The 21,916-nt window shown below is 70.4% G+C and carries 17 protein-coding genes and 3 pseudogenes; 7 read left to right on the top strand and 13 right to left on the bottom strand.

Annotation, left to right across the window (positions count from 1 at the left end):
- Positions 1 to 32 precede the first annotated feature (32 nt).
- A complete protein-coding gene (locus tag ACQEVY_RS07380; RefSeq protein WP_432946051.1) occupies positions 33 to 2,096 on the top strand; it encodes a phosphocholine-specific phospholipase C in 2,064 nt (687 codons plus the stop codon).
- Between the two features lie 28 nt (positions 2,097 to 2,124).
- Here the strand turns inward: ACQEVY_RS07380 and ACQEVY_RS07375 are convergent, their stop codons facing one another.
- Complete coding sequence (locus tag ACQEVY_RS07375; RefSeq protein WP_432946049.1) at positions 2,125 to 3,087, bottom strand: hypothetical protein; 963 nt, start codon at positions 3,085 to 3,087, stop codon at positions 2,125 to 2,127.
- Positions 3,084 to 3,881, bottom strand: a complete 798-nt coding sequence (locus tag ACQEVY_RS07370) for a phosphatase PAP2 family protein (RefSeq protein ID WP_432946047.1) — start codon at positions 3,879 to 3,881, stop codon at positions 3,084 to 3,086. The genes ACQEVY_RS07375 and ACQEVY_RS07370 overlap by 4 nt, the downstream gene beginning before the upstream one ends.
- Positions 3,882 to 4,078: 197 nt before the next feature.
- Between ACQEVY_RS07370 and ACQEVY_RS07365 the strand changes: the two genes are divergently transcribed.
- On the top strand, positions 4,079 to 4,702 hold the full coding sequence (locus ACQEVY_RS07365; protein WP_432946045.1) for a TetR/AcrR family transcriptional regulator: 624 nt from the start codon (positions 4,079 to 4,081) through the stop codon (positions 4,700 to 4,702).
- 155 nt (positions 4,703 to 4,857) lie between these two features.
- Here the strand turns inward: ACQEVY_RS07365 and ACQEVY_RS07360 are convergent, their stop codons facing one another.
- Positions 4,858 to 5,865, bottom strand: coding sequence for a DUF2510 domain-containing protein (locus tag ACQEVY_RS07360; protein WP_432946043.1), 1,008 nt, complete (start codon positions 5,863 to 5,865; stop codon positions 4,858 to 4,860).
- 272 nt (positions 5,866 to 6,137) lie between these two features.
- Between ACQEVY_RS07360 and ACQEVY_RS07355 the strand changes: the two genes are divergently transcribed.
- Positions 6,138 to 8,783, top strand: a complete 2,646-nt coding sequence (locus tag ACQEVY_RS07355; RefSeq protein ID WP_432946041.1) for an ATP-binding protein — start codon at positions 6,138 to 6,140, stop codon at positions 8,781 to 8,783.
- A 14-nt stretch (positions 8,784 to 8,797) separates the two neighbouring features.
- Here the strand turns inward: ACQEVY_RS07355 and ACQEVY_RS07350 are convergent, their stop codons facing one another.
- The gene (locus tag ACQEVY_RS07350) at positions 8,798 to 9,598 is read right to left on the bottom strand and encodes an SDR family NAD(P)-dependent oxidoreductase (RefSeq protein ID WP_432946039.1); all 801 of its coding nucleotides are present in this window, start codon (positions 9,596 to 9,598) and stop codon (positions 8,798 to 8,800) included.
- Positions 9,599 to 9,662: 64 nt separating this feature from the next.
- A pseudogene (locus ACQEVY_RS07345) lies at positions 9,663 to 9,974 on the bottom strand (carboxymuconolactone decarboxylase family protein); the annotation flags it as partial.
- A gap of 242 nt (positions 9,975 to 10,216) precedes the next feature.
- Here ACQEVY_RS07345 and ACQEVY_RS07340 point away from each other — a divergent pair.
- The 3 genes from ACQEVY_RS07340 to ACQEVY_RS07330 all read left to right on the top strand — a co-directional run bounded on the left by ACQEVY_RS07340 (position 10,217) and on the right by ACQEVY_RS07330 (position 14,043).
- Entirely contained in the window at positions 10,217 to 10,915 is a 699-nt protein-coding gene (locus ACQEVY_RS07340; RefSeq protein WP_432946037.1) for a TetR/AcrR family transcriptional regulator, read from the top strand.
- Positions 10,916 to 10,970: 55 nt separating this feature from the next.
- A complete protein-coding gene (locus ACQEVY_RS07335; protein ID WP_432946035.1) occupies positions 10,971 to 12,497 on the top strand; it encodes an FAD-dependent oxidoreductase in 1,527 nt (508 codons plus the stop codon).
- 331 nt (positions 12,498 to 12,828) lie between these two features.
- A complete protein-coding gene (locus ACQEVY_RS07330) occupies positions 12,829 to 14,043 on the top strand; it encodes an SGNH/GDSL hydrolase family protein (RefSeq protein ID WP_432946033.1) in 1,215 nt (404 codons plus the stop codon).
- A 135-nt stretch (positions 14,044 to 14,178) separates the two neighbouring features.
- Here the strand turns inward: ACQEVY_RS07330 and ACQEVY_RS07325 are convergent.
- The 7 genes and pseudogenes from ACQEVY_RS07325 to ACQEVY_RS07295 form a co-directional block, all read right to left on the bottom strand.
- Positions 14,179 to 14,317 (bottom strand): annotated as a pseudogene (locus ACQEVY_RS07325) (IS630 family transposase); the annotation flags it as partial.
- Between the two features lie 61 nt (positions 14,318 to 14,378).
- Entirely contained in the window at positions 14,379 to 15,317 is a 939-nt protein-coding gene (locus ACQEVY_RS07320; protein ID WP_432946031.1) for a MerR family transcriptional regulator, read from the bottom strand.
- Between the two features lie 216 nt (positions 15,318 to 15,533).
- Positions 15,534 to 16,658, bottom strand: coding sequence for a 3-oxoadipate enol-lactonase (pcaD, locus tag ACQEVY_RS07315; RefSeq protein ID WP_432946029.1), 1,125 nt, complete (start codon positions 16,656 to 16,658; stop codon positions 15,534 to 15,536).
- A complete protein-coding gene (gene pcaB / locus ACQEVY_RS07310) occupies positions 16,655 to 17,995 on the bottom strand; it encodes a 3-carboxy-cis,cis-muconate cycloisomerase (protein ID WP_432946027.1) in 1,341 nt (446 codons plus the stop codon). The genes pcaD and pcaB overlap by 4 nt, the downstream gene beginning before the upstream one ends.
- Positions 17,992 to 18,567: a protocatechuate 3,4-dioxygenase subunit alpha gene (gene pcaG, locus ACQEVY_RS07305; protein WP_432946025.1), complete on the bottom strand. Its 576-nt coding sequence runs from the start codon at positions 18,565 to 18,567 to the stop codon at positions 17,992 to 17,994. Before pcaG ends, pcaB begins: the two co-directional genes overlap by 4 nt.
- A gap of 2 nt (positions 18,568 to 18,569) precedes the next feature.
- Positions 18,570 to 19,340 carry a protocatechuate 3,4-dioxygenase subunit beta gene (gene pcaH / locus ACQEVY_RS07300; RefSeq protein WP_432946023.1) on the bottom strand — a complete coding sequence of 257 codons (771 nt, stop codon included), beginning with the start codon at positions 19,338 to 19,340 and terminating at the stop codon, positions 18,570 to 18,572.
- A gap of 32 nt (positions 19,341 to 19,372) precedes the next feature.
- Positions 19,373 to 19,495 (bottom strand): annotated as a pseudogene (locus ACQEVY_RS07295) (CoA-transferase); the annotation flags it as partial.
- Positions 19,496 to 19,746: 251 nt separating this feature from the next.
- Here ACQEVY_RS07295 and ACQEVY_RS07290 point away from each other — a divergent pair.
- Complete coding sequence (locus ACQEVY_RS07290) at positions 19,747 to 20,202, top strand: MarR family winged helix-turn-helix transcriptional regulator (RefSeq protein WP_432946021.1); 456 nt, start codon at positions 19,747 to 19,749, stop codon at positions 20,200 to 20,202.
- A gap of 582 nt (positions 20,203 to 20,784) precedes the next feature.
- Here the strand turns inward: ACQEVY_RS07290 and ACQEVY_RS07285 are convergent.
- Positions 20,785 to 21,582 carry a DUF3048 domain-containing protein gene (locus ACQEVY_RS07285; protein WP_432946019.1) on the bottom strand — a complete coding sequence of 266 codons (798 nt, stop codon included), beginning with the start codon at positions 21,580 to 21,582 and terminating at the stop codon, positions 20,785 to 20,787.
- Between the last annotated feature and the right edge of the window lie 334 nt (positions 21,583 to 21,916).

Here is a 21,916-nt window from a genome sequence, read left to right as displayed (position 1 = left end):
CGCACCAACGTCAGGACAAGAGGTCTCCGGTCATGTCTGAAGTGAATCGGCGTCGTTTCCTCCAACTCGCGGGCGGCACCGCGGCGTTCACCGCGCTGTCGGACAGCATCGCCAGGGCCGCGGCCATCCCCGCCGGGTATCGCCGCGGCACCATCGAGGACGTCGAGCACATCGTCGTCCTCATGCAGGAGAACAGATCCTTCGACCACTACTTCGGCTCCCTCAGAGGCGTCCGCGGCTTCGGCGATCCGCGCCCGGTCACCCTGGAGAACGGCAAGTCGGTCTGGCACCAGTCGGACGGCACCAAGGACCTGCTGCCCTTCCACCCGGAGGCCGACGACCTCGGCATGCAGTTCCTGGAAGGCCTGCCGCACAGCTGGCCCGACGGGCAAGCCGCCTACAACGGGGGCAAGTACGACAAGTGGGTTCCCGCGAAGGGCACCACGACCATGGCGTACCTGACCCGCGAGGACATCCCCTTCCACTACGCGCTCGCCGACACCTTCACGGTCTGCGACGCGTACTACTGCTCGTTCATCGGCTCCACCGACCCGAACCGCTACTACATGTGGTCGGGTCACACCGGCAACGACGGCAAGGGCGGCGGCCCCGTCATGGCCAACGACGAGCTCGGCTACGACTGGACGACCTATCCCGAGCGCCTCGAGAAGGCCGGGATCTCCTGGAAGATCTACCAGGACATCGGCGACGGCCTGGACGCGAAGGGCTCCTGGGGCTGGATCCAGGACGCCTACCGCGGCAACTACGGCGACAACTCGCTTCTGTACTTCAACAAGTACCGCAACGCCAAGCCCGGCGACCCCTGGTACGACAAGGCCCGCACCGGCACCGACGTCAAGAACGGCGACGGCTACTTCGACCAGCTGAAGGCCGACGTCAAGGCGGGCAAGCTGCCGCAGATCTCCTGGATCACCGCCCCCGAGGCGTTCTCCGAGCACTCCAACTGGCCCACGAACTACGGCGCCTGGTACATCGCGCAGGTCCTGGACGCGCTCACCTCCAACCCCGAGGTCTGGTCGAAGACCGCACTGTTCATCACGTACGACGAGAACGACGGCTTCTTCGACCACGTCCTGCCGCCGCTGCCGCCGCGGTCCGCCGCGCAGGGCAAGTCCACCGTCGACGTCACTCTGGACCTGTTCCCGGGGGACTCGAAGTACGTCGCCGGCCCGTACGGACTCGGCCCGCGCGTGCCGACGCTGGTCGTCTCGCCCTGGAGCAAGGGCGGTTACGTCTGCTCCGAGACCCTCGACCACACCTCGATCCTCCAGTTCATGGAGCGCCGCTTCGGGGTACGCGAGCCGAACATCTCGCCGTGGCGGCGCACCGTCTGCGGCGACCTCACCTCCGCCTTCGACTTCTCCCGCAAGGACAGCAGGCCGGCCGCCCTGCCGGACACCGACGAGTACGAACCGGCCGACCGCGAGCGCCACCCCGACTACAAGCCGACGGTCCCCGCCGACCCCAGCATGCCGAAGCAGGAGCGCGGTCTGCGGCCGGCCCGCCCTCTGAAGTACGCGCCGAGGGTGGACGGTTCCGCGGACCCGGCAGCCGGCACCTTCACGCTCACCTTCGCCTCTGGCAGGAAGGCGGGCGCCTCCTTCCACGTCACCTCCGGCAACCGCACCGACGGCCCGTGGACGTACACCACCGAGGCCGGCAAGAGCGTGTCGGACACCTGGAACTCCGCGTACTCCAACGGCTCGTACGACCTCACGGTGCACGGGCCGAACGGCTTTCTGCGCACGTTCAAGGGCTCCGGCAAGGCGGCCGGACCGGAGGTCACCGCGCGGCATGCCGGGGACGACGTGGAGCTGACCTTCACGAACAAGGGCTCCGGCACGGTGACGCTCAAGCTCGGCAACAGCTATGGCGGGCGGCCCAGGACGTTCAAGGTGCGGCCCGGCGCGACGGTGAAGCACACCGTGGATCTGCGGGCGAGCAGGCGCTGGTACGACCTGACCGTCGTCGCCTCCGGCACCGACAGCCCGTTCCTGCGGCGCTTCGCCGGACATGTCGAGAACGGGCGGCCGGGGGTGAGCGACCCGGCGTTCGGGGCGGGCAGCGGAATGTGATCGGGAAGGGCTGTCGGCCGTACGTCACTCAGAGCGGCGTGAGGTGTCCTGGCGCGGGTCGCCGGGGCACCAACGCCGGTTCGTACGACGCCGATTCGGGGTTCAGCGCGAGCACCGCGGCGACCGGGTGCTCCTCCGGCTCTTCGGGCTGTTCCGTGGGCAGTTGAGCGCGCTCCGGGACCGGGTGGGACAGCATCACCACGCCTCGGGCCGCGAGCGCCGCCCCCGCGAGCGCGAGCAGCACGCCCGCGGCTCCGCCCCGTAGGCCCTCGCCGAGCAGGGCGAGGCCGATGATCGCGGCGGCCACCGGGTTGGCCAGGGTCACCACCGCGAGGGGTGCGCCGAGGCCGTCGCGGTAGGCGGTCTGCGCGAGCAGGAGTCCGCCTGCCGCGAAGGCCGCGACCAGCAGGGCCACCACGATCACCTGCACGCTGAGGAGGGGGCCCGAGCGGTCGGTGGCGGCCACCGTCACGGTCTGTGTGAGTGCGGAGGCGACACCCGAGGCGAAGCCGGACGCGGTGGCGTGCCGCAGGCCGGGGCGGGTGCCGGGCCGGGCGAGGAGGCCGATCACGGCCGCGGTGGTGCCCGCGACGGCGAGGGCTTCCGGCGCGCTCAGCACCTGGTCGGGCGCCGGCCCGGACGCCGTGACGAGCAGCGCGGCGAGCCCGGCCAGGGTGAGCGCCGTACCGCGCCATTCGACGGCACTGACCCGCCGCCCCGCCACCCGCGCGCCCAGCGGCACCGCGGCGACCAGCGTGAGCGCGCCGAGCGGCTGGACCAGGGTGAGCGGACCGTACTTGAGGGCGGCCACGTGCAGCAGCGCGGCGGACGCGTTGAGCGCGACCGACCACCACCACGCGCCGCTGCCGAGCAGGCGCAGCACACCGGAGTCGGAGTTGCGGGAGGCCAGCCGCTCCTGGGCGACGGCAGCGGCGGCGTACGCGACGGAGGAGAACAGGGACAGGACGACGGCGAGGACGGTGGCGTTCATCGGACGGCTCCCACGAGTTCCGGTGCTTTCGCCGAAGTCACGGGCTTCGAGGGCTCGTTCGCGGTCGTCGGCCGGTGGGGCAGACGGACCACCGCGAGTACGCCGCCCAGCAGGGCCGCCGCCACGGCCGCGTCGAGCCAGAAGTGATTGGCCGTACCGACGATCACCAGCAGGGTGAGCAGCGGATGCAGCAGCCACAGCCAGCGCCAACGCGACCTGGCGGCGACGATCAGGCCGATCGCCACCATCAGCGCCCACCCGAAGTGCAGCGACGGCATCGCCGCGAACTGGTTCGACAGCGAATCTGCCTCCGGAGAGGCCCCGTACACCGTCGGCCCGTACACCTGCCCGGTGTCCACGAGGTCCGCCATGCCGAGCATCCGCGGCGGGGCGAGCGGGTACGTGAGGTGCACCACCAGGGCGGCGGCGGTGATCGCGGCGAGGGCGCGGCGGGCCCAGACGTAGTGCGTGGGGCGGCGCAGATACAGCCAGATCAGGAAGGCGGCGGTGGCGGGGAAGTGCACGGTCGCGTAGTAGGTGTTGGCGAGGTGCACGAGGGTGTCGCTGTGCAGGAGCGCGGACTGTATGGCGTCCTCGCCGGGCAGGTGCAGGGCCCGTTCGAGGTCCCAGACCTGGTTGGCGTTGCGGAAGGCCTCGCCGGTGTGGCCGGTGACCAGGAGCCGGCCGAGCTTGTAGACGAGGAAGAGCCCCGCGACGAGCAGGAGTTCGCGGACCAGGGGCGGTCGCCGTATTGCGGTGGCCCCGCCTCTTGCAGGCTCTGCTAGCGCTGCCATCCCCGGCCCCTTTGCTGTCCATGACTCATCGATACGCAACGGTACCGATACGGCGCCGTACCGATACGCCACTGTACCGAAACTATTCTGTTTCGGTACAGTGGCGTTTCGATGGACCTGCGTCACACTGGAAGCGGGCCGCGAAGCAGGCCACAGGACAGGCCGCCGGGCCCCGGAGACGAGCGAGGGGAAGAGCCATGACGCCGCAGGCAGCGGACGAGCCGGAGACGGTCGTCGCCGCGCGCCGCTCCAAGCTCACGCCCGAGCGTGAGCGGGAGTTCTTCGATGCCGCGCTCTACCAGATCCGTGAGTGCGGCTATGACGCGCTGAGCATGGAGGGCATCGCCGCCAGCACCAAGTGCAGCAAGTCCACGCTCTACCGGCAGTGGAAGACGAAGCCCCAGTTCGTGGCGGCGGCACTGCGTGCCCTGCACTCTCCGCGGCTCGCGGGCATCGACACCGGTTCGCTCGCGGGCGATCTGCGCGCCGCGGCACGGGCCGCGGGTGAGCGGTCCGACGACGACACCAAGCTGGTGCAGGCCCTCGGACACGCCGTCATGCAGGACCCGGAACTGCGGTGCGCGCTGCACGACGCGCTCATCGAACCCGAACGCGTGGCCATCAAGGAAATGCTCCAACGCGCCGTCGACCGGGGCGAGATCGCCGCCGACCAGCCGGCCCTGGAATTCGTTCCCGCGCAACTGCTCGGCATGATCCGCGTACGCCCGATCCTGGAGGGCCGGTACGCGGACGCCGACTACCTCGTCCGTTACGTGGACGCCGCCCTGATCCCCGCCCTGGGACTGACGGAGGTCACCTGAGACTCAGGCCGTCGGGTCCGTGGAACGACCGGACGACGGCCTGTTCGCGCCGCACCGTGGGGACGGGGGCGGCGCGTACCCCCGGCCGGGTGGGAAGCCTCCTTGAGCGGAGAGGCACCCCACCCGGCCGGATCCATGTCAGACCCTCAGATCCCTCAGACCCGCTCCCCGCTGCCGCCACCGCCCTCGGCTTCCTTGATGCCCTTGGTCATCTCGTCGATGACGGACAGCTTCGGGGCCTTCTCGTTGTCGTCGAAGCCGAAGCGGACGATCACGAGCATGTCCGGGTTGGCGGGGGAGGGGAAGGCCAGCGACTCGACATAGCCGTCGTCGCCCTTGCTGGTGACGACCTTCCAGCGGACCGCGTAGCCCTTCTCGCCCGCCACGGTCACGGCCTTGGAGACGAGTTCGGTGTTCGAGGTGATCTTGCCGTAGGTCGGGCCGCCGTACGATTCCTCGGCGTTCTTGGAGATGTCCTCCTTCGCCGCAGCCTCGGGGTTGGTCGCCTTGATCTCCAGGGCCGCGGCGGGCAATGAGTTGGCGCCGCCGCGCACGCACTGCTGAGACGTGTCACCAGGACAGGGATACGGCCCTGTCGACACCGAGGCGCCACCGTTCTCCCCGGACTGCCCCGTCCAGCCGTCGAGCACCGGAATGCTGATGCCGCTCAGCACGTCGGTGGCGTAACCCTCTTCAGTCGGCGGCTGTTCGGGCTGCTCCGGAGCCTGGCTCTCACCGTCGTCCGGGCCGCCCCGACCGCCGCCGTCCTCCCCTTCGGGGCCCGGCTGGGTGGGTGCCGGGCGGGCGTTGCTCTGATCGCTGCCACTCGAATCGTCGCCCGAGGTCAGCGCGTACACCCCGCCACCTATGCCCGCGAGCACCGCCACGGCCGCGGCGATCGCGATGCCGATCCGCAGCCCGCGGCGCGGAGAGCGGGGCGGCATGTCTGGAAACGCCCCCGGGTACGCCCCCGGATACGCGCCCGGGTACGTCGCCCCGGGGGACGCCGCGTAGGCCGGCGGACCCCATCCGGCCGCCGCCGCGGCGGGACGGGTCTGCTCCGTCCACGCCTCTCCGTCCCACCAGCGCTGCTGTGTGGCGGGGCCGCCGTCAGTTGTCTGCCCGGGGTCGGGGTACCACCCGGGGGGAGTCACGTGGGTCATGGGGACACGGTATGTGGCTCGTGTGAATTCAAGATGAGAGGGTCCCTACCGATTTAGTCTCGCCTGCGGGCACTTCGCCGACTCCCGCGTACGGACCGGCTGTTGACGATCGGCGACGTTCGCCGGACCTGGTCGGCGGCCTCGTCCGTCGTCTTGCGTCCACGGCTGTCACCCGTGACGGCAACAGGCGTCCCGCCCAGGCGCCATGACGGCTCGGGGAGGACTAGGCTCGTGGCCTGTACGTCATTTGGGCGACCTGGGGAGGTAGCGGGATGACGGAGGCTCCCCTCTGGGAGCGCGACGCGGAACTCTCCGTGATCGCGGAGGCCGTCGACGCGCTGTGCGCCGGTTCGGGCGCGGGCAGCGTGCTGGTGTTCAGCGGCGAGGCGGGCATCGGCAAGACCGCACTGCTCGCCGAGGCCCGCCGGATCGCGCTGGACCGCCGCTGCACGGTGTGGTCGGCACGCGGCGCCGAGACCCTGATATCCGTCCCGTTCAATGTCGTACGGCAGTTGCTGCAGCCCGCGCTCGTATCGCTGATGCCGGACGAGGCGCGCGAGTACTTCGGCGACTGGTACGACATCGCCGGACCCGCCCTCGGCATAGCGGAGGCGGGCGAGCGCCAGGCCGATCCGCAGTATGTGTGCGACGGACTGGTCGCGGCGGTGCGCAGGCTCGCCCGGCGTGAGTGGCCGCTGGTGCTGCTCGTGGACGACGCGCACTGGGCCGACGAGGAGACCCTGCACTGGCTGGCCGCGTTCACCGAACGCCTCGGCGACCTGCCCGTCCTCGTCGTGATCGCCCGCCGCCCCACGGGAGTCACCGGCGAGAGCGCCCGCCATCTCGACGCGATCGGCGCCAAGTCCCTTCCCACCGCCGCCCTGCGCGCGCTGACACCGGACGCCACGGCCGGACTCACCCGCGCCACGCTCGGCGCACACGCCGACACCCCGTTCTGCCGCGAGGTGTGGGCGGTCACCGGCGGCAACCCGTACGAAACCGTGGAACTCCTCGCCAAGGTCCAGGACAGCGCTCTCGAACCGGTCGAGGAATCGGCCGCCGAACTGCGCGGCCTCAACCAGTCGGCGCGCGGCAAAGGCCTGGTCGACCGCCTCGAAGGACTCGGCGTCGACGCCACCCGCTTCGCCTGGGCCGCCGCGATCCTCGGCACCCGGATCACCCTCGACCTCACGGCCGAACTCGCCGGGATGCCACTGGACGAAGCCGAGCGCTGCGCGGAACTGTTAAGCGCGGCCCGTATCCTCACCGAAGCCGACCAGGCGAACGGCGAAGTCGCCGACGGCGAGCTGGAGTTCGTCCACCCGCTGATCGCCGGCGCCGTCTACCGCTCCATCCCGGACGGCCTGCGCACCGCCATGCACGGCGTGGCCGCCTCCGTCGTCACCGCCTCGGGCCTCGGCGCCGCGGCGGCCTCCCGCCACCTCCTGGAAGTACACCCGGACGACGACCCCGAACTCGTCGCGCAGATGCGCGAAGCCGCCCGCGAACACCTCGCCGTCGGCGCCCCGGAAGCGGCCCGCCGCTGTCTCGAACGCGCCCTGCTCGAACCCCCGCTGCCCGAAGTCCACGCGCGCGTGCTCTACGAGTTGGGCTGCGCCACCCTCCTCACCTCACCGGCCACCACGATCCAGCACCTGCGCGAAGCGCTCACCCTGCACGGCCTCGACCGCGAACTACGCGTCGACGCCGTCTGCCGTCTCGCCCAGGCGCTCGTCCACAACGACCAGCTGGAGGAGGCCATCCGCACGATCGACGAGGAGGTCGCCCAGCTCAAGCCGGGCCCCGAGCGGATGCGGCTGCAGGCCGTGCACTACATGTGGGAAGGCCTCCACACCGGCGAACAGGACGCGCCCGGCCGCTCCCGCCGCCTCGCCGAACTCGTCAAACCGCTCACCGGCCGCGACAACTCCGAGCGCGCCCTGCTCATCCTGCGCGCCTTCGACGCCGCGACGCGCGGTGAGAACGCCGAGGAGGTCGTCGAACTGTGCGACCGCGCCCTCGTCAACGGCCGCCTCGCGCCCGGACTCGGCTGGACCGACACCGAGTGGACCTTCGAGCTCCTGATGATGCTCGGCCTCTCCTACACGTTCGCGGACCGGCTCGACCGCGCCGAGAGCCTCTTCACCGAGGCCCGGCGCTCGTACGAGATCGCCGGGTGGAGCGGCGGCCATCTGGCCCTCGCGCTCGCCTACAGCGGCTATGTGCACCGCAGACGGGGCCGCCTCCGCGACGCGGAGGACTTCCTGCGCGAGTCACTGAGGTTCGTCGACCGGGTGGGCCGGCGCCTGCCCATGCACTGGTTGGTGGCCTGCATGCTCATCGACACCCTGCTCGCCCGCGGCCACGTCGACGAGGCCGAGAACATCGCCGAACGCTACGCCTTCGAGCCACCCCACCCCTCCACGAACGTCACCCCCGACACCCACTCCGTCCGCGGCCGCCTCCTGATCGCCACGGGCCGCGTCGAGGAGGGCATCAACGAACTGGAGGTAGCCGCCAAAGCGGCCGCCTCCCGCGGCGGCCACAACCCCGTGATGGCCCCCTGGGCCGGCGACCTGGCCCGAGCCCTCGCCGCCTCAGACCCCCGCCGCGCCGCGGACATCGCCTCCGACCTCCGCGCCCAAGCCGAACGCTTCGGCACAGACACAGCCATAGGAGAAGCCCTCCGCTGCGCCGCCGCCCTAGAATCCGCCCCCCGATCAACCGACCTCTACGCCCAAGCCGTCACCTACCTGGAATCCTCCCCCTCCGCCTACGAACACGCCCAGGCCCGCATCGACTACGGCATCGCATCCCGCTCGGTGTCGGAACTCGAGCAGGGACTGACCCTGGCCGCTTCCTGCGGAGCGGACGGCTTGGTGAGGAGGGCACGGGAGGCGCTGGAGAGGCTGCGCTGACCGCTGGCGGTCGCCTACTTCGCCAGCAGTCGGTCCGTGACTGCCTCCAGGCGCTTCCATACGTCACGGTCGTACGCCTGCGTATGCGCTCGCGCGGGGCGGGCGCCGTCGAAGTAGCGGCCGGTGGTGTCCTGGCCCAACTTCCCGGTGGCCAGGGCCAGTACGGCAGCGGCTCCGTCAGCCACGGTGGACACGGGCTCGATCCCGCCCTCGCGGACCATCGTGGTGTCCATGAAGGTGGCGGGGTGCAGTACGTTCACGGCGACTCCGGTGCCGACCAGCTCCTCGGCGAGGGCGAAGGTGTACGCGGCGAGGGCCAGCTTGCTGCGACGGTACGCCGTCACGCCGTCGTAGTCCCGGGTCACCTCGAAGTCGTCGAAGTCCAGGGGCTGTTGGCCTGCGGAACCGACGTTGACGATGCGCGCGGGGGCGCTCGCGCGCAGCACCGGCAGGAGGGTGCGGGTGAGCGCGACGGGGGCGAGGTAGTTCACCGCCAGCCGCAGTTCGTGCCCGTCGGCGCTCTCCTCGCGCCCGCCGCCGGGTTCGCCGAAGCCGACTCCGGCGTTGTTGATCAGCACATCGAGGTGCGGGTGAGCGTCCGCGACCCGCGCGCCCAAGTCGCGAACCTGCGCGAGCGAGGCCAGATCGGCGACGAAGCCGTACGCCTCTCCTTCGGCCCGCAACTCCTCGACCAGCCGTTCCGTACGGTCGGGGTCGCGGCCGTGCACGAGGACGGTGTGTCCGGAGCGGACGAGTTCGAGGGCGACATGGCGTCCGAGGCCGGAAGTAGCCCCGGTGATCAGGACAGTGGGCATGCCTCCACCCTAGGCATACGGCGGAGGCAAGTAGGAGGTGCGGCTGAACCTACGACCGGCAAGGTCACCCTGCCGCTCCGTCCTCCTCGGCGAGCACGCCCTGCGCCACCGCGAACGCCGAGTTGGCCGCCGCAGTGCACGGCCGTCTGCAAAAGCACCGCACCGATCTCGTCGGGCGTGAGGCCATGGCGCCGGGCCGCGCGCACATGCATGGCCAGCTCGTCGTAGTGGCTGTGCGCGACCAGCGCCGTAAGCGTGATCAGGCTGCGTTCGCGGCCCGACAGTGTGTCGTCCGTCCAGATCTCCCCCCCCACGCGTAACGCGAGATGAAGTCCTGGAAGCGGGCCGTGAACGGAGACTGGCGGGCCTGCGCCCGCGCCTCGGGTGAGGCTTCAGCCTCGTAGACCTCGACCGGTATGCCCTGGACGTGCAGGACGTAGACCAGCATCAGCCCGCCGAGTCCTGCGCCGATGATCGTGACGCATGGTGCCCTCGTGTTCTCGCGGTCGGCGATACCGGGCCTAGTGTTTTGGTGTGTTGTTCCAAAATGGATCGATAGTCCAAGTTAGTTCGTCGATCCAAATTGGTTCATCGCTCCAAGTGTGTCATAGTCGAGCCATGGCAACCCGAGCGCGCCGGACACAGCGGCGTAACCAGGTGCTCTCCCGGGAGCACATCATCGACACCGCGATCGAGCTGCTGGATGCGGGTGGCGAGGGCGCTCTGACGGTCCGGGCGCTGACCGAGCGCCTGGCCACCGGATCCGGGGCGATCTACTACCACGTGGGCACTCGCGACGAGCTGCTGGACACAGCGACGGAGACCGTGATCACCGCGGCGCTGGCGACCAAGCCGGCGCAGGCGTCGGCCACGCCCGCACAGGAGATCCGCGCCGTCGCACTGGCCTTGTTCGACGCGATCGCCGACCACCGGTGGCTCGCCACGCGGCTGACCCTCCAGATCATCCGCAACCCGGTCGGCCCGGTGACGGTGGGGATTTTCGAGCGGATCGGCCGGCAGGTGGATGCCCTGGGCGTACCGCAGGCCCGCTGGTTCGACGCGGCCTCGACGCTCGTGCACTACATCCTCGGAGCGGTCAGCCAGAACGCCCGCATCGAGGGGGACACCTCAGGGATCGACGCAGAGGCGGACCGTGAGGAGTTCTTCGACGCGACCTCGGTGGCGTGGCAGGAACTGAGCCCCGACGACTACCCGTTCATGCACGCCATCGTCGGCCAGATGAGAGAGCACGACGACCGCGAGCAGTTCCTCACCGGCATCGCCGTCGTCCTCGACGGCCTCACCCGCCTGCGCTGACCCGCTTCTTCCGGCCGGGGCAGCGCCACGTATTGGCTTCAGAAGGGGAACTCTCATGCACGACGTAATGATCGCGGGCGCCGGCCCGGTCGGTCTGTTCCTGGCCGGCGAGCTGGCTTGCGCCGGCTGTTCCGTCCTCGTCCTCGAGCGGGACCAGGACCAGGACCCCAACCCTCCGTTGAAGGCGCTCCCGCTCGGATTGCGCGGCCTGAACGCCGGGTCCGTCGAGACGTTCTACCGCCGCGGACTGCTGGAAGCTGTTGTGAAGGCGTCGGGCGTCAACGCGGAGATGGTCGGCGCGGCCCTCGACGCGATCGAGGCGCCCGCCCCGCGTGGGCTGAGCCATTTCGCGGGCATGACGCTCGATCCGGCCGACATCGACATCGCCGCCCTCCCCATCAGGCTGCCCAGTCCGGCGATGGACGGCTTCATGACGAGCCTGGAAGCGGTCGCGGGCGTGCTGGCCGAGCACGCGTCTGCGCTCGGCGTGGAGATCATCCGGGGCGTTCCCGTCACCGCCGTGAGCCAGGATGACGAGGGCGTTGTCGCCACGGCCGGCGGGCAGCAGTACCGGGCGAGCTGGCTGGTCGGATGCGACGGCGGACGCAGCGCGGTACGCGAGCTCGCGGGCTTCGACTTCGTCGGCACCGAGCCGTTGTTCACCGGCTACGTCGCCCAGGTCACCTTCGCCGACCCCGAGCAGCTGCCCCGCGGTTTCAACCTGACACCGAACGGCATGTACCTGCGCACGCCACTCGAAGGGCACCTGGGCATGATGGACTTCGACGGCGGCACGTTCGACCGCTCCCAGCCGCTGACCCGCGATCACCTCCAGACGGTGCTGCGTCGTATCTCCGGCACGGACGTGACGCTGGACGAGGTTCACCTCGCCTCCAGCTTCACCGACCGCGCGATGCAGACGACGACCTACCGCAGGGGCCGCGTGCTGCTCGCCGGCGACGCCGCGCACATCCACTCCCCGCTCGGGGGCCAGGGGCTCAACCTCGGCATCGGCGACGCCATGAACGTCGGCTGGAAGCTCGCCGCCACCGTGCACGGCCACGCGCCCGAGGGCCTGCTCGACAGCTACACCAGCGAGCGGCACCCCGTCGGCGCCGCGGTGCTCGACTGGTCACGTGCCCAGGTGGCGACCATGAAGCCGGGCCCCAACGCCCCCGCGCTGCGCCGGCTGGTCCGCGACCTGATGAGCACCACTGACGGGACGACCTACGTGTACCGCCGGACATCGGGCCTGTTCCACCACTACGACCTGGGCGATGAGAACCCGCTCGTCGGCCGCAGCGCCCCGGACTTCCGCCTCGAGGACGGCACCCGCCTCGGCGACCTGCTGCAGCAGGGCCTGGGTGTCGCGCTCGACTTCACCGCCGACCGCGCGCTCGAGGGTGCGGCCCAGGTATGGGAGGGCCGGATCCGGTACGCAGCCGGCCCGGCTGCCAACAACCTCGACCTGGCGGCCGTACTGGTCCGCCCGGACGGTGTCGTGGCCTGGGCGAGCGACACCTCGGATCGCGTCGCGTTCGACCAGGCTGCCGCCCGGTGGTTCGCCACCCCGGAACACTAGAGACACGCCGGCCGGCCTGGCAGCGCCGCGAACAGTGCCGTTCGCCGAAGTGGCCGCGCAGCCCGCGGCGCTGCGCGCTATTTGGCCGTGCCGGCCTCACCGTAGGGCGCCCACCCAATCGCCATCATCGGCCTCATCGAACGCGGCGCCGTCCCCCTCCGGTTCCTGATCGGCCGCCTCTGCGCAGGCGCATCGATCTGGAAGCACAGCGCCGCGGACGAGCCCCACACCCCCGCCGTCACCACGGGCAAGAGCGCCTGACCCCGAGTTCTTCGAGCACCGCCCACCTCAACCACCAGCCGTGACACCCGGCAACCGGAGGACAACGACCGTGAACAGCACCTTCAACACCCTCGCCAGCCCTGAAGGTTCGGACCCGACCGCGGCGGCCTGGGTTCGCACCTGGGGCGCCTCCCCGCAGGCTCCGAACGACTCCGTCAGCTTCATCGAACCCTTCGAGAACGCGACGCTGCGGCAAGTCGTCCGCATCAGCGGCGGCGGACACCGCATCCGCATCCGCATCAGCAACGAGTACGGAACCGCACCCCTGACCGTCGGCGCCGCCCACGTCGCCATCGCGAACACCGACAGCGACATCCACGACGGAAGCGGCCATGCCGTGACCTTCAACGGCCGGCCGACCGCCACCGTGCCGGCGGGCGCGCCGATCCTCAGCGACCCCATCGACCTGCCGAGCGCCGCGCTGTCACGGCTGGCCATCAGCCTCTACCTGCCCGGCCGAGTCGACACCGCCACCTGCCACGGGACCTTCCACACCCTCGGCTGGCTCATCCCCGGCGACGCGACCGTGCTCGCCTCGCTGCCCGAGAACGCCACCCCTTTGCCGTCGCAGGCCCTGATCACGGCCGTGGAAGTGCAGCCCGACACACCCACCAAGGCCATCGCCGTGATCGGCGACTCGCGCGTCGACGGCATCGGCTCCACTCCCGGCACCGACCGGCGCTGGACCGACCTGCTCGCCGAACGTCTGGCCGCCCGCGGCGGCCCGACGCGCTGCGTGGTCAGCCAGGGCATCGGCGGCAACCGCATGCTCACCGACGGCATCGGCGCCGCCGCCCTCGCCCGCTTCGACCGCGACATCCTCGCCACGCCTGGCCTCGGCCACGTGGTGATCGCCGTGGGCAACGACCTCGTCTTGTCCTTCGCCCCGCGCACGGAGGAGACCGCCGGATTCCTCTCGATGTTCCCCGGCGCGCCCGTCGGCGTGGACGAAATCATCGCCGCCCACCTCCAGCTGGCGGCACGAGCTCGCGTACACGGCGCGAAGGCGTCCGCCGCGACCATCGCCCCCTACGGCGGCTCGGAGATGTACACACCCGAGGGCGACAAGGCGCGTGAGCAGGTCAACACATGGATCCGTGCGAGCGGCGCCTTCGACGGCGTACTCGACTTCGATGCCGTCTGGCGCGACCCCGCCGACCCCAGCCGCATCCGCGACAACCTGCACATGGGCGACAACCTCCACGGCAACGACGCAGGCTACGCGGCCCTCGCGGAATCCATCGACCTCTCCGTCTTCGACTGACCCCTCACCGAGGTGGCCGCTGACGGCCCACCGCGGCGTTTGGCACGTGCCGTGATCGCACACACCAGGCGCCGCGGCGGGTCGTCAGCAGCAGGCGGGCAACCACCACGGAGCCGCATCAGAACCCGGTGACGTAGACCATTGGGTGCTCAGCCGGTCCCACACAATGATCAGGAGAGCTTGAGCAGCTGGTAGCGCCGTCGAGCAGGCGGATGTAGTCGGTCTCGCCCAGCGAACGACGCTCGCCCTTGCGGCCGGAATGTCGGCGCAGGCGTCGTTCACTTGTCGATCACGTGTGGCAACGTTCCGCCCTCACGCACACGATCCGCGGCCCACTACCGTTCCATTCGGACGCGCACGGCCTGGATGGACCAGTTGAACGCCGCCGACAGGCTCTCCGGTGCGGGCCAGCCGTTGATCACTGCGAGCAGTTGGACGTACCGGTCCCGGCGCGGGTCGCCCACGCTCTCCAGCCAGGCCAGCAGCAGGCGCCGCAGCTCGGCGTCGTCGGGGCGGCCAAGGATGTGTGCGTAGTGAGTCGCAAGCGCCTCAACGATCGGATCGGCTTGGTGCGAGGCGGGGTCGATGCCCGCCGCCCGGGCGGGGCCGACCCGGTCGCGGATGACTGCACCCAGGTCGCGGCACAGGCCCACGGCATTGCCGTGTGCCTGTTCGGCCGCGAGGCCTTCGACCATCTGTCGCATGCTGGCGCGGAAGTCGGGGTCCAGGGCCAGTTCGGCCCACTCCACCCATGCCCGGATCTGCTCCGCCTCGGCGCTGTCGGGTATCTCGGGTGTCATGGAGCGCCTGACCCCCGCGAACGCGGAGTCGGCGTCAAGACCCCCGAAGGCGTCATCGAGGAAGTCCCCGATCAGACGTCGGCGTTCGTCCTCGGAGAGTTGGGCCAGCTTGTGCATGAGATCCGTCTCCTCAGCAGTGAGCCCGCGCTCGGTCACCGCCGTCAGAACCGCCTGCCGCAGGTGCAGGACGCGAATCTGCACGGCCAGGGCTTCGGCGTGCGCTGCGGCGACTTCGCGAAGCGAGAGTTCCCGTTCCACGACCCTGCGGATCGTGGGCAGGTCCACCCCCAGGTCCCGCAGGGTCCGCACAAGATCCAGGCGTGCGACGGCATCGATGTTGTAGAGGCGGTAGCCGGCCGGGCTGCGGTCCGTCGGCGCCACGATTCCGCGATCGGAGTAGTACCGAATGGTCTTGACCGTCAGACCCGTCCGCCGGGCCAGTTCGCCGATCGAGTAGAGCGTGTCGCCATCCATACCCCCACCTTGGCGTCTCCCCCTACGGGAGACTCAAGCGCCGCGTCCCACCAGCGGCCCGCGCTCCGATTTCGGTGAAGTCGGGATGTACGAGCTCCGAGACCTGGGCCGGAGAAGCACGCACCTGAGGATCGAGCAGCCGTAACTCCCTGTCAGTGGCCGCTTGTACGGCCTGCTCGCTCTCGTTCCCACTCGGGGCGGGGGAACTCATCCGCCTCACCCCACCCCGTCCTCCTCAGCCAACACCCCCTGAGCCACCGCAAACGCCGAGTTGGCCGTCGGCACCCCGCAGTACACAGCCGTCTGCAGCAGCACCGCGCCGATCTCCTCGGCAGACAGCCCATTACGCCGAGCCGCACGCACATGCATGGCCAGTTCGTCATAGTGGCCATGCGCGACCAGCGCCGTAAGCGTGATCAGGCTGCGCTCGCGGCGCGTCAGCGTGTCGTCCGTCCAGATCTCCCCCCACGCGTAGCGCGAGATGAAGTCCTGGAAGCGGGCCGTGAACGGAGACTGGCGCGCCTGGGCGCGGTCCACGTGCGTGTCGCCGAGCACCTGTCGGCGTACCTCCATGCCTCGCTTCGCCTCGGCGCCGAAGTGCGCGCGCAGGGCGGTGAGTACGGCCTCCGGGCGCTCGGCGGGGGCCAGGTGGGAGGCGGCCGGGAGTTCGGTGAGTGCGGCGCCGGGTACGGCGTCGGCGATCTCTCGTAGATGCGCGGGCGGGGTCGCCGGGTCGTCGCGGCCGGCGATAAGGAGAGTCGGAGCGGTGATCTGCGGCAGCCGGTCGCGGATGTCGAAGGCCGCGAGTGCGTCGCAACAGGCGGCGTACGCGTCGGGGTCCGCCGTACGGTGGTCCTCGACGAGCTCCGGGACGGTGAAACCGGGCGTGAACCAACGCGAGTTGGCCGTCGCCGCAAGCTCGCCAAGACCCGACGCGCGGACATGCGCGGCCCGTTCCTCCCACGGCTTTGAGCCGTTGAAGTGCGCCGAGGAGCAGATCACGGCGAGGCGGTCGATCCGCTCCGGGTGGTGCGCCGCGAGTTGCAGCCCCACCGCGCCGCCGAGCGAGACCCCCGCGTACGAGAAGCGGTCGAGGCCGAGTGAGTCCGCGAGGGAGAGGACCAGCGAGGCCAGATCGGCGACGGTCGCGCCGGGGCCGATCAGATCGGCGGGTGAGCCGCCGTGGCCGGGGAGGTCCCAGCGTACGACCCGGTGGGTGATGGAGAGTTCGGGCGCGACCTTGTCCCACAGGGCAGTCGACGTGCCGAGGGACGGGCCGAGGAGCAGCGGGGGAGCGGTGTTGGGTCCCTCGGCGCGGTGGTTGAGCAGCTTACTTGTCAACGTCGCTCCAGAGCACGGTCGGTGAGGGCTCCAGCGGAGCCGGTGTACTGGGTCGGGTCCGCGAGGACGGCCAGGTCGAGTTCCTTCAACTCGGGCTCCTCGGCGAGGAGTTCGACGAGCGGACGGTTCTCCGAAGTGGCCCGCTTCGCCGCCCGGGTGAGCAACTCCTTCGCGCGGGCCCGCCCGAGTACCGGCGCGAGTTCGGCGGACAGCCGCTCCGAGACGATCAGGCCGTGCGTGAGGTCCAAGTGCGCGCGCATCGCGTCCGCGTGCACCTGGAGGCCTTCGGCCAGCTCGGCCGCGTCGCGCGCCGCGCCGCCGACCAGGCGGAGCAGCTCACGCAGCGGCTCCCACTCGGCATGCCAGGCACCGGCGGGTCGTTCGTCCTCGGCGGCCAGCGACCCGTACAGCGTCGCCGCCAGCAGCGGCGCACGGCGGGCCGCGGCGGCGATGAGCGTGGCGCGCACGGGGTTCGCCTTGTGCGGCATCGCGGAGGAACCGCCACCGGAGCCCTCGCTCAGCTCGCGGATCTCCGTACGGCTGAGCGTGAGCACATCCGCCGCCGTCTTGCCGAGCGCGCCCGCCGTGAAGGCAAGGGCTCCCGCGAGATCGGCGACCGGAGTACGCAGCACGTGCCACGGCAACACCGGTGCGGCGAGGCCGACTTCACGCGCGTACGCCTCTACCAGCGCGCCGGTGTCAGCAGCCCCGTACGCGGTGAAGGCCGCCAACGTGCCCGCCGCGCCCCCGAGTTGGGCCGGGAGCACGTCACGTACCGCCTGCAGACGATCCCGTGCGTCCAACACCAGGGACCGCCACCCCGCCGCCTTGAGACCGAAGGTCGTCGGCACCGCGTGCTGCGTCAGCGTCCGCCCCGGCATGGCTGTGTCCCGGTGATCGCGGGCGTGCCGGGCCAGCGCACGCTCCGTACGGGCCAGGTCCGCCAGGACGAGATCAAGGGTCCGTACGGCCACCAGCATCATCGCGGTGTCCATGATGTCCTGGCTGGTCGCGCCCCGGTGGACGTACGGGGCGTACGCCTCATCCACCGCGCCGACCGCCGCGGTCAGCTCCGCGACCAGCGGGATCACCGGATTGCCGCCGCCCCGCGCGCGCAGCGCGAGGTCCTGGACGTCGAAGCGCGCGCCATCGGAAGCCGCCGCGTCCACCGCCACCGCGGCCTCCGCGGGCGCGAGGCGGAGCGAGGCCTGTGCGCGAGTGAGCGCCGCCTCCGCGTCCAGCAGCGCCTGGAGGAAGGCGCTGTCGCCGGTCGCGGACGCGGCGGGGGAGCCTGCCCACCCGGGGGCGAGCAGGCTGTCGGTGTCGCCGAGGGTCACGGGAACTCCAGGAAGACCGTTTCGCCTTCGCCTTGAAGGCGGATGTCGAAACGGTACGTGCGCCGCTCACCGGGCTGTGCGACCAGCGTGGCCCGGCGCCCGTCCGGCAGCGAGTCGAGCAAGGGGTCGGCGCCGTCGGCCAGATACGCCCGCGTGTAGAGGTGGTGCAGCAGACCGCGCGCGAAGACGCACACGCTGATGTACGGCAGCCCGGCGTTGCCCGGCGGGAGGGTGTAGAGCGCGTAGTGCCCGTCGGCGTCCGTGGCGACCCGCCCGAAACCGGTGAAGTCCGTGCCGTTACGGCCGAGATAGCCGCCGGTCACCGGATTGCGGCGCAGCGAACCAGGAGCTCCCTTGAGCGAGCCGTCCGGAGCCGCCTGCCAGAACTCCAGGACGGCGTCCGGGATCGGCTTGCCCTCGCCGTCCAGTACGTACCCGTGCAGCGTGATCTGGTCGGGGTGCCCCTTCGGCGCGACCTGCTCGCCCTCGGGGAAGGGCAGCGCGTACCCGTAGAAGGGGCCGACGGTCTGGGAGGGCGTGGGCAGGACCTGCCCCGTGGTGTTCTCGGTCATGGTCAGCGACCTTCCTCGATCCAGGTGGCGGAGGGACCGTCGAGGACGATGTCCCACTCGTAGCCGAGCGAGAACTCGGGCTGCGAAAGGTCGTGGCGGTACTCCGCGACCAGCCGGTCGCGGGCCGACGCGTCCGTCACCGAGCGCAGGATCGGGTCGTACGGGAAGAGCGGGTCGTTCGGGAAGTACATCTGCGTCACCAGCCGCTGCGTGAACGCCGTGCCGAAGACGGAGAAGTGGATGTGCGCGGGGCGCCACGCATTGGTGTGATTGCGCCACGGGTACGCGCCCGGCTTGATCGTCCGGAAGAAGTACCGGCCCTGATCGTCCGTCAGCGTCCGTCCCACGCCGGTGAAGTTGGGGTCGAGGGGCGCCGGGTGCTGGTCCCGCAGATGCGCGTACCGGCCGGAGGCGTTGGCCTGCCACAGCTCGATGAGCTGGCCGCGCACCGGGCGGCCCTCGCGGTCGAGTATCCGCCCGGAGACGGTGATGCGCTCGCCGAGCGGCTCGCCCTGGTGCTGCACGGTGAGGTCGTTGTCGATGTCGGTGATGTCGGTCGGACCGAACACCGGACCGGACAGCTCGACCGTCTCCGGATCGCCGCCGTTCACCGCGACCAGCGGTTGCTTGGGGTACCGCAGTACGGAGCTGCGGTACGGGGCGTAGTCGCGCGGCGGGTGGTGCTGCACCGGGGCGCCGCCGGCGACGGCCTTGTCGTACGCGTTCTGGGCGTCGTTGATCTCGACGTCGATGTCCGACTGGGTCAGTGTCATGAGGATTCCGATTCCTGCGGGTCCTGGGCGGTCTCGTACAGAGCCTGGATCAGCACGTTCGGCACACCGCTCAGCCCGAAACCGCCGACCTCGAGCGACGCGCCATCCGGTACATCGGCCACCGTCTCGGCGGCTGTGGCGACCACCTTGTCCATCCGTGAAGCCCCATCTCTTCGAGCGGTCAGCGGCCGTGTTGCTGAGCTTATTACTGTTATTGCTCAGGGCACTGACTATTTCTGCGAGGTTGCTCTCACGCTGCCACCGGTCGGTTCGGTCGTCAAGAGTTCGCACGGAATGGCACGTAGTCGCAGGTGATGGCGGGGGAGGTGTGGGTTCGGCTTCTGTGCAGACAGTGGTGTGCCGTGAGCGGTATCGTTCAGTACACCGACGAATTCGAGGAGCGCACATGGCCGCGGTGGACCTCACCACCCACCCCGGGCACCTGGCCCGCCGGCTGCAGCAGGCGCACTACCTGCTGTGGAACACGATGGTCTCCGAGGAGATCACCTCGCCGCAGTTCGCGGTGCTCAACGCGCTCGTCGCCGAGCCGGGGCTTGACCAGCGGACGGTAGGGGAGCGGGTGGGTCTGGACCGCTCCACCATCGCGGAGGTCATCACCCGGCTGGGCCGCCGCGGCCTGCTCGACAAGGTCCGCGACTCGCAGGACGGCCGCCGCTTTTTGCTCCGCCTGACGGAGGAGGGGGTGCGTACGCACCGGAAGCTGACGGTGCGGACGGCTCGGATGAACCAGGTGTTCTTGGCGCCGTTGTCGGCGGAGGAGCAGGCCGTGTTCTTCGAGCTGCTGCAGAGGGTGTCGGATGCGGCGGAGGGGTTGCGGAACCCGGTTGCCTCCGGCGGTTGAGTAGGGGGTTCGTTTTTGTCTGCGGCGCCGTCGTGGCTGGTCGCGCCCACGCGGCGGAGCCGCAAATTGACACAGCCCCGCGGGGTGCCTCCGGCGGTTGGGCGGGTGCGGGTTCGTTGTGGTTGCTCGCGCAGTTCCCCGCGCCCCTTGGGTGCGTGGTGGGTGCGGGGCCGCGGTCCGGTGCGTCAGCCCGTCGCCAACAGGGCATACGACCCCTTGCTGACACAGGGTCCTGGTGTGCCCAGACCGAAGCTAAGCGACGGGCATAGGACGCACCGGCCCACGTCCCCTCCCACCGGCGGGAGAGTGCCGGTTTCCTCGTGGCGGGCGAGCACGGCGGCTGGCGATCCTTGTGCGGCGGACGGTTCGGGGAGCGCCCCGTCAGGGGCGCGGGGAACTGCGCGACCAGCCACAACGCACCCGCAGCCGCGACACAACTGTCACCCACCACCCCGGTAGGCACCCCACCCCACCCACCCGCGGTAGGCGCCCACCCGCCGGAGGCAGAGGGGCCTGGGGCGCAGCCCCAGTTTCGGGAAGGGGCGGGGCTGGGGAAAGAAAAACCCCACCCCCGCCCACGCGTCACGCCTTCGCGTACACCACCCAAACCTGCCCCCGAGCAAACGGCAACGGCTCCCCATCCCGAGTCGTGAACTCCGTCCCGTCCTCGGCCGACGCCCGCTTCCAGTCGGCGTCAAAACTGCGCCCGTCGCGCAAAACCGTCGCCCTGCCCGCCCCCACCGTCTCGGTGTAAGGCGTGTTGTTCCCCAAGAAGTCCTTGAACTGCGACTTGCGAATCTTCACGTACTGCACAACCACCGTCGAGGCAGCCATCTGCGGCCCATCGGTCGTAGCGCTCGGCCTGCCATCCATAGACACCAGCCACCGCTCCCGACTCTGGGACCAGGTGAAAGTGAACCGCGCCGCAGGAAACCGCACCGTGTGCGACGACTCGGCCGAGCCCCCCGCAGGCAGCGCCCCGTACTCGAACCCGGTGGTCAACGCCTCCGCCCCGGCGGCGGATTTCAGCAACCGCCCGGGACGCAGGTACAGATTGTGCGGCGCGGGCTTATCGGTACCCCGGTAGTACGCCTTCGGGTTCTCCTCCGGCAGCGCCGCCTGCAACGGCGCCTCGTCGATCAACGGCAGCAACTTCCCCTGCGCCCCCGAAAACGCAAGCGTCGGTTCGTCGTCGAACTGCCGCAACAACTCCAGATCGGACTCACGCGCACTGCGCACCGGCCCGACTGCCTTAGGCAATTTGGTCGCGTACACCGCCATCAGCCGACTGAGCCCACCCTCCACCTGCTCGGCATAGACGATGTCCGCCGCGTCGATCCCCGTGTGCGGCCGAGCCCGGCTCACGTTGTCGATCTTCACGGCGAGTACGGAACCGGCGCCCGGACTGCCGTCGCCCGGCCCGCGACTGTCGTCGGTCTCCTTCGGCGTACAGCCCGCCATCGCGGAGCCCGCCAGCAGGGCGGCCAGTAGCGCCGTCACCACCGTGGTGCGCCTCGTCCGTCCCCGCAGCCCCGCTCGCCTCACGCCTTCGCTGCCCACTATGCCCCGTTTCGCCGCTTTTCTGATTCGGGATTCAATCAGTGTCCTACCCAATCGGCCAAGGGTCGAAGGCGACTCACCCGGCCGTGCGGAAAACGGGGGACAGGTCTCCAGGTGGGCCTTCAGGACCTCCACCTCGTCTACACAGCCACCC

Origin of the sequence: Streptomyces sp. CA-288835, assembly GCF_050936385.1 — a bacterium.
In the GTDB taxonomy this organism is placed as follows: domain Bacteria; phylum Actinomycetota; class Actinomycetes; order Streptomycetales; family Streptomycetaceae; genus Streptomyces.
Note: the sequence above shows the minus strand (reverse complement) of the source record. Positions and strands in the feature narration are given on the sequence as shown.

Bases quoted from the DNA above. Each gene is read 5' to 3' on its own strand.
- ACQEVY_RS07380 (WP_432946051.1), top strand. From the start codon at position 33: ATGTCTGAAGTGAATCGGCGTCGTTTCCTCCAACTCGCGGGCGGCACC.
- ACQEVY_RS07375 (WP_432946049.1), bottom strand. From the start codon at position 3,087: ATGAACGCCACCGTCCTCGCCGTCGTCCTGTCCCTGTTCTCCTCCGTC.
- ACQEVY_RS07370 (WP_432946047.1), bottom strand. From the start codon at position 3,881: ATGGCAGCGCTAGCAGAGCCTGCAAGAGGCGGGGCCACCGCAATACGG.
- ACQEVY_RS07365 (WP_432946045.1), top strand. From the start codon at position 4,079: ATGACGCCGCAGGCAGCGGACGAGCCGGAGACGGTCGTCGCCGCGCGC.
- ACQEVY_RS07360 (WP_432946043.1), bottom strand. From the start codon at position 5,865: ATGACCCACGTGACTCCCCCCGGGTGGTACCCCGACCCCGGGCAGACA.
- ACQEVY_RS07355 (WP_432946041.1), top strand. From the start codon at position 6,138: ATGACGGAGGCTCCCCTCTGGGAGCGCGACGCGGAACTCTCCGTGATC.
- ACQEVY_RS07350 (WP_432946039.1), bottom strand. From the start codon at position 9,598: ATGCCCACTGTCCTGATCACCGGGGCTACTTCCGGCCTCGGACGCCAT.
- ACQEVY_RS07340 (WP_432946037.1), top strand. From the start codon at position 10,217: ATGGCAACCCGAGCGCGCCGGACACAGCGGCGTAACCAGGTGCTCTCC.
- ACQEVY_RS07335 (WP_432946035.1), top strand. From the start codon at position 10,971: ATGCACGACGTAATGATCGCGGGCGCCGGCCCGGTCGGTCTGTTCCTG.
- ACQEVY_RS07320 (WP_432946031.1), bottom strand. From the start codon at position 15,317: ATGGATGGCGACACGCTCTACTCGATCGGCGAACTGGCCCGGCGGACG.
- pcaG (WP_432946025.1), bottom strand. From the start codon at position 18,567: ATGACCGAGAACACCACGGGGCAGGTCCTGCCCACGCCCTCCCAGACC.
- pcaH (WP_432946023.1), bottom strand. From the start codon at position 19,340: ATGACACTGACCCAGTCGGACATCGACGTCGAGATCAACGACGCCCAG.
- ACQEVY_RS07290 (WP_432946021.1), top strand. From the start codon at position 19,747: ATGGCCGCGGTGGACCTCACCACCCACCCCGGGCACCTGGCCCGCCGG.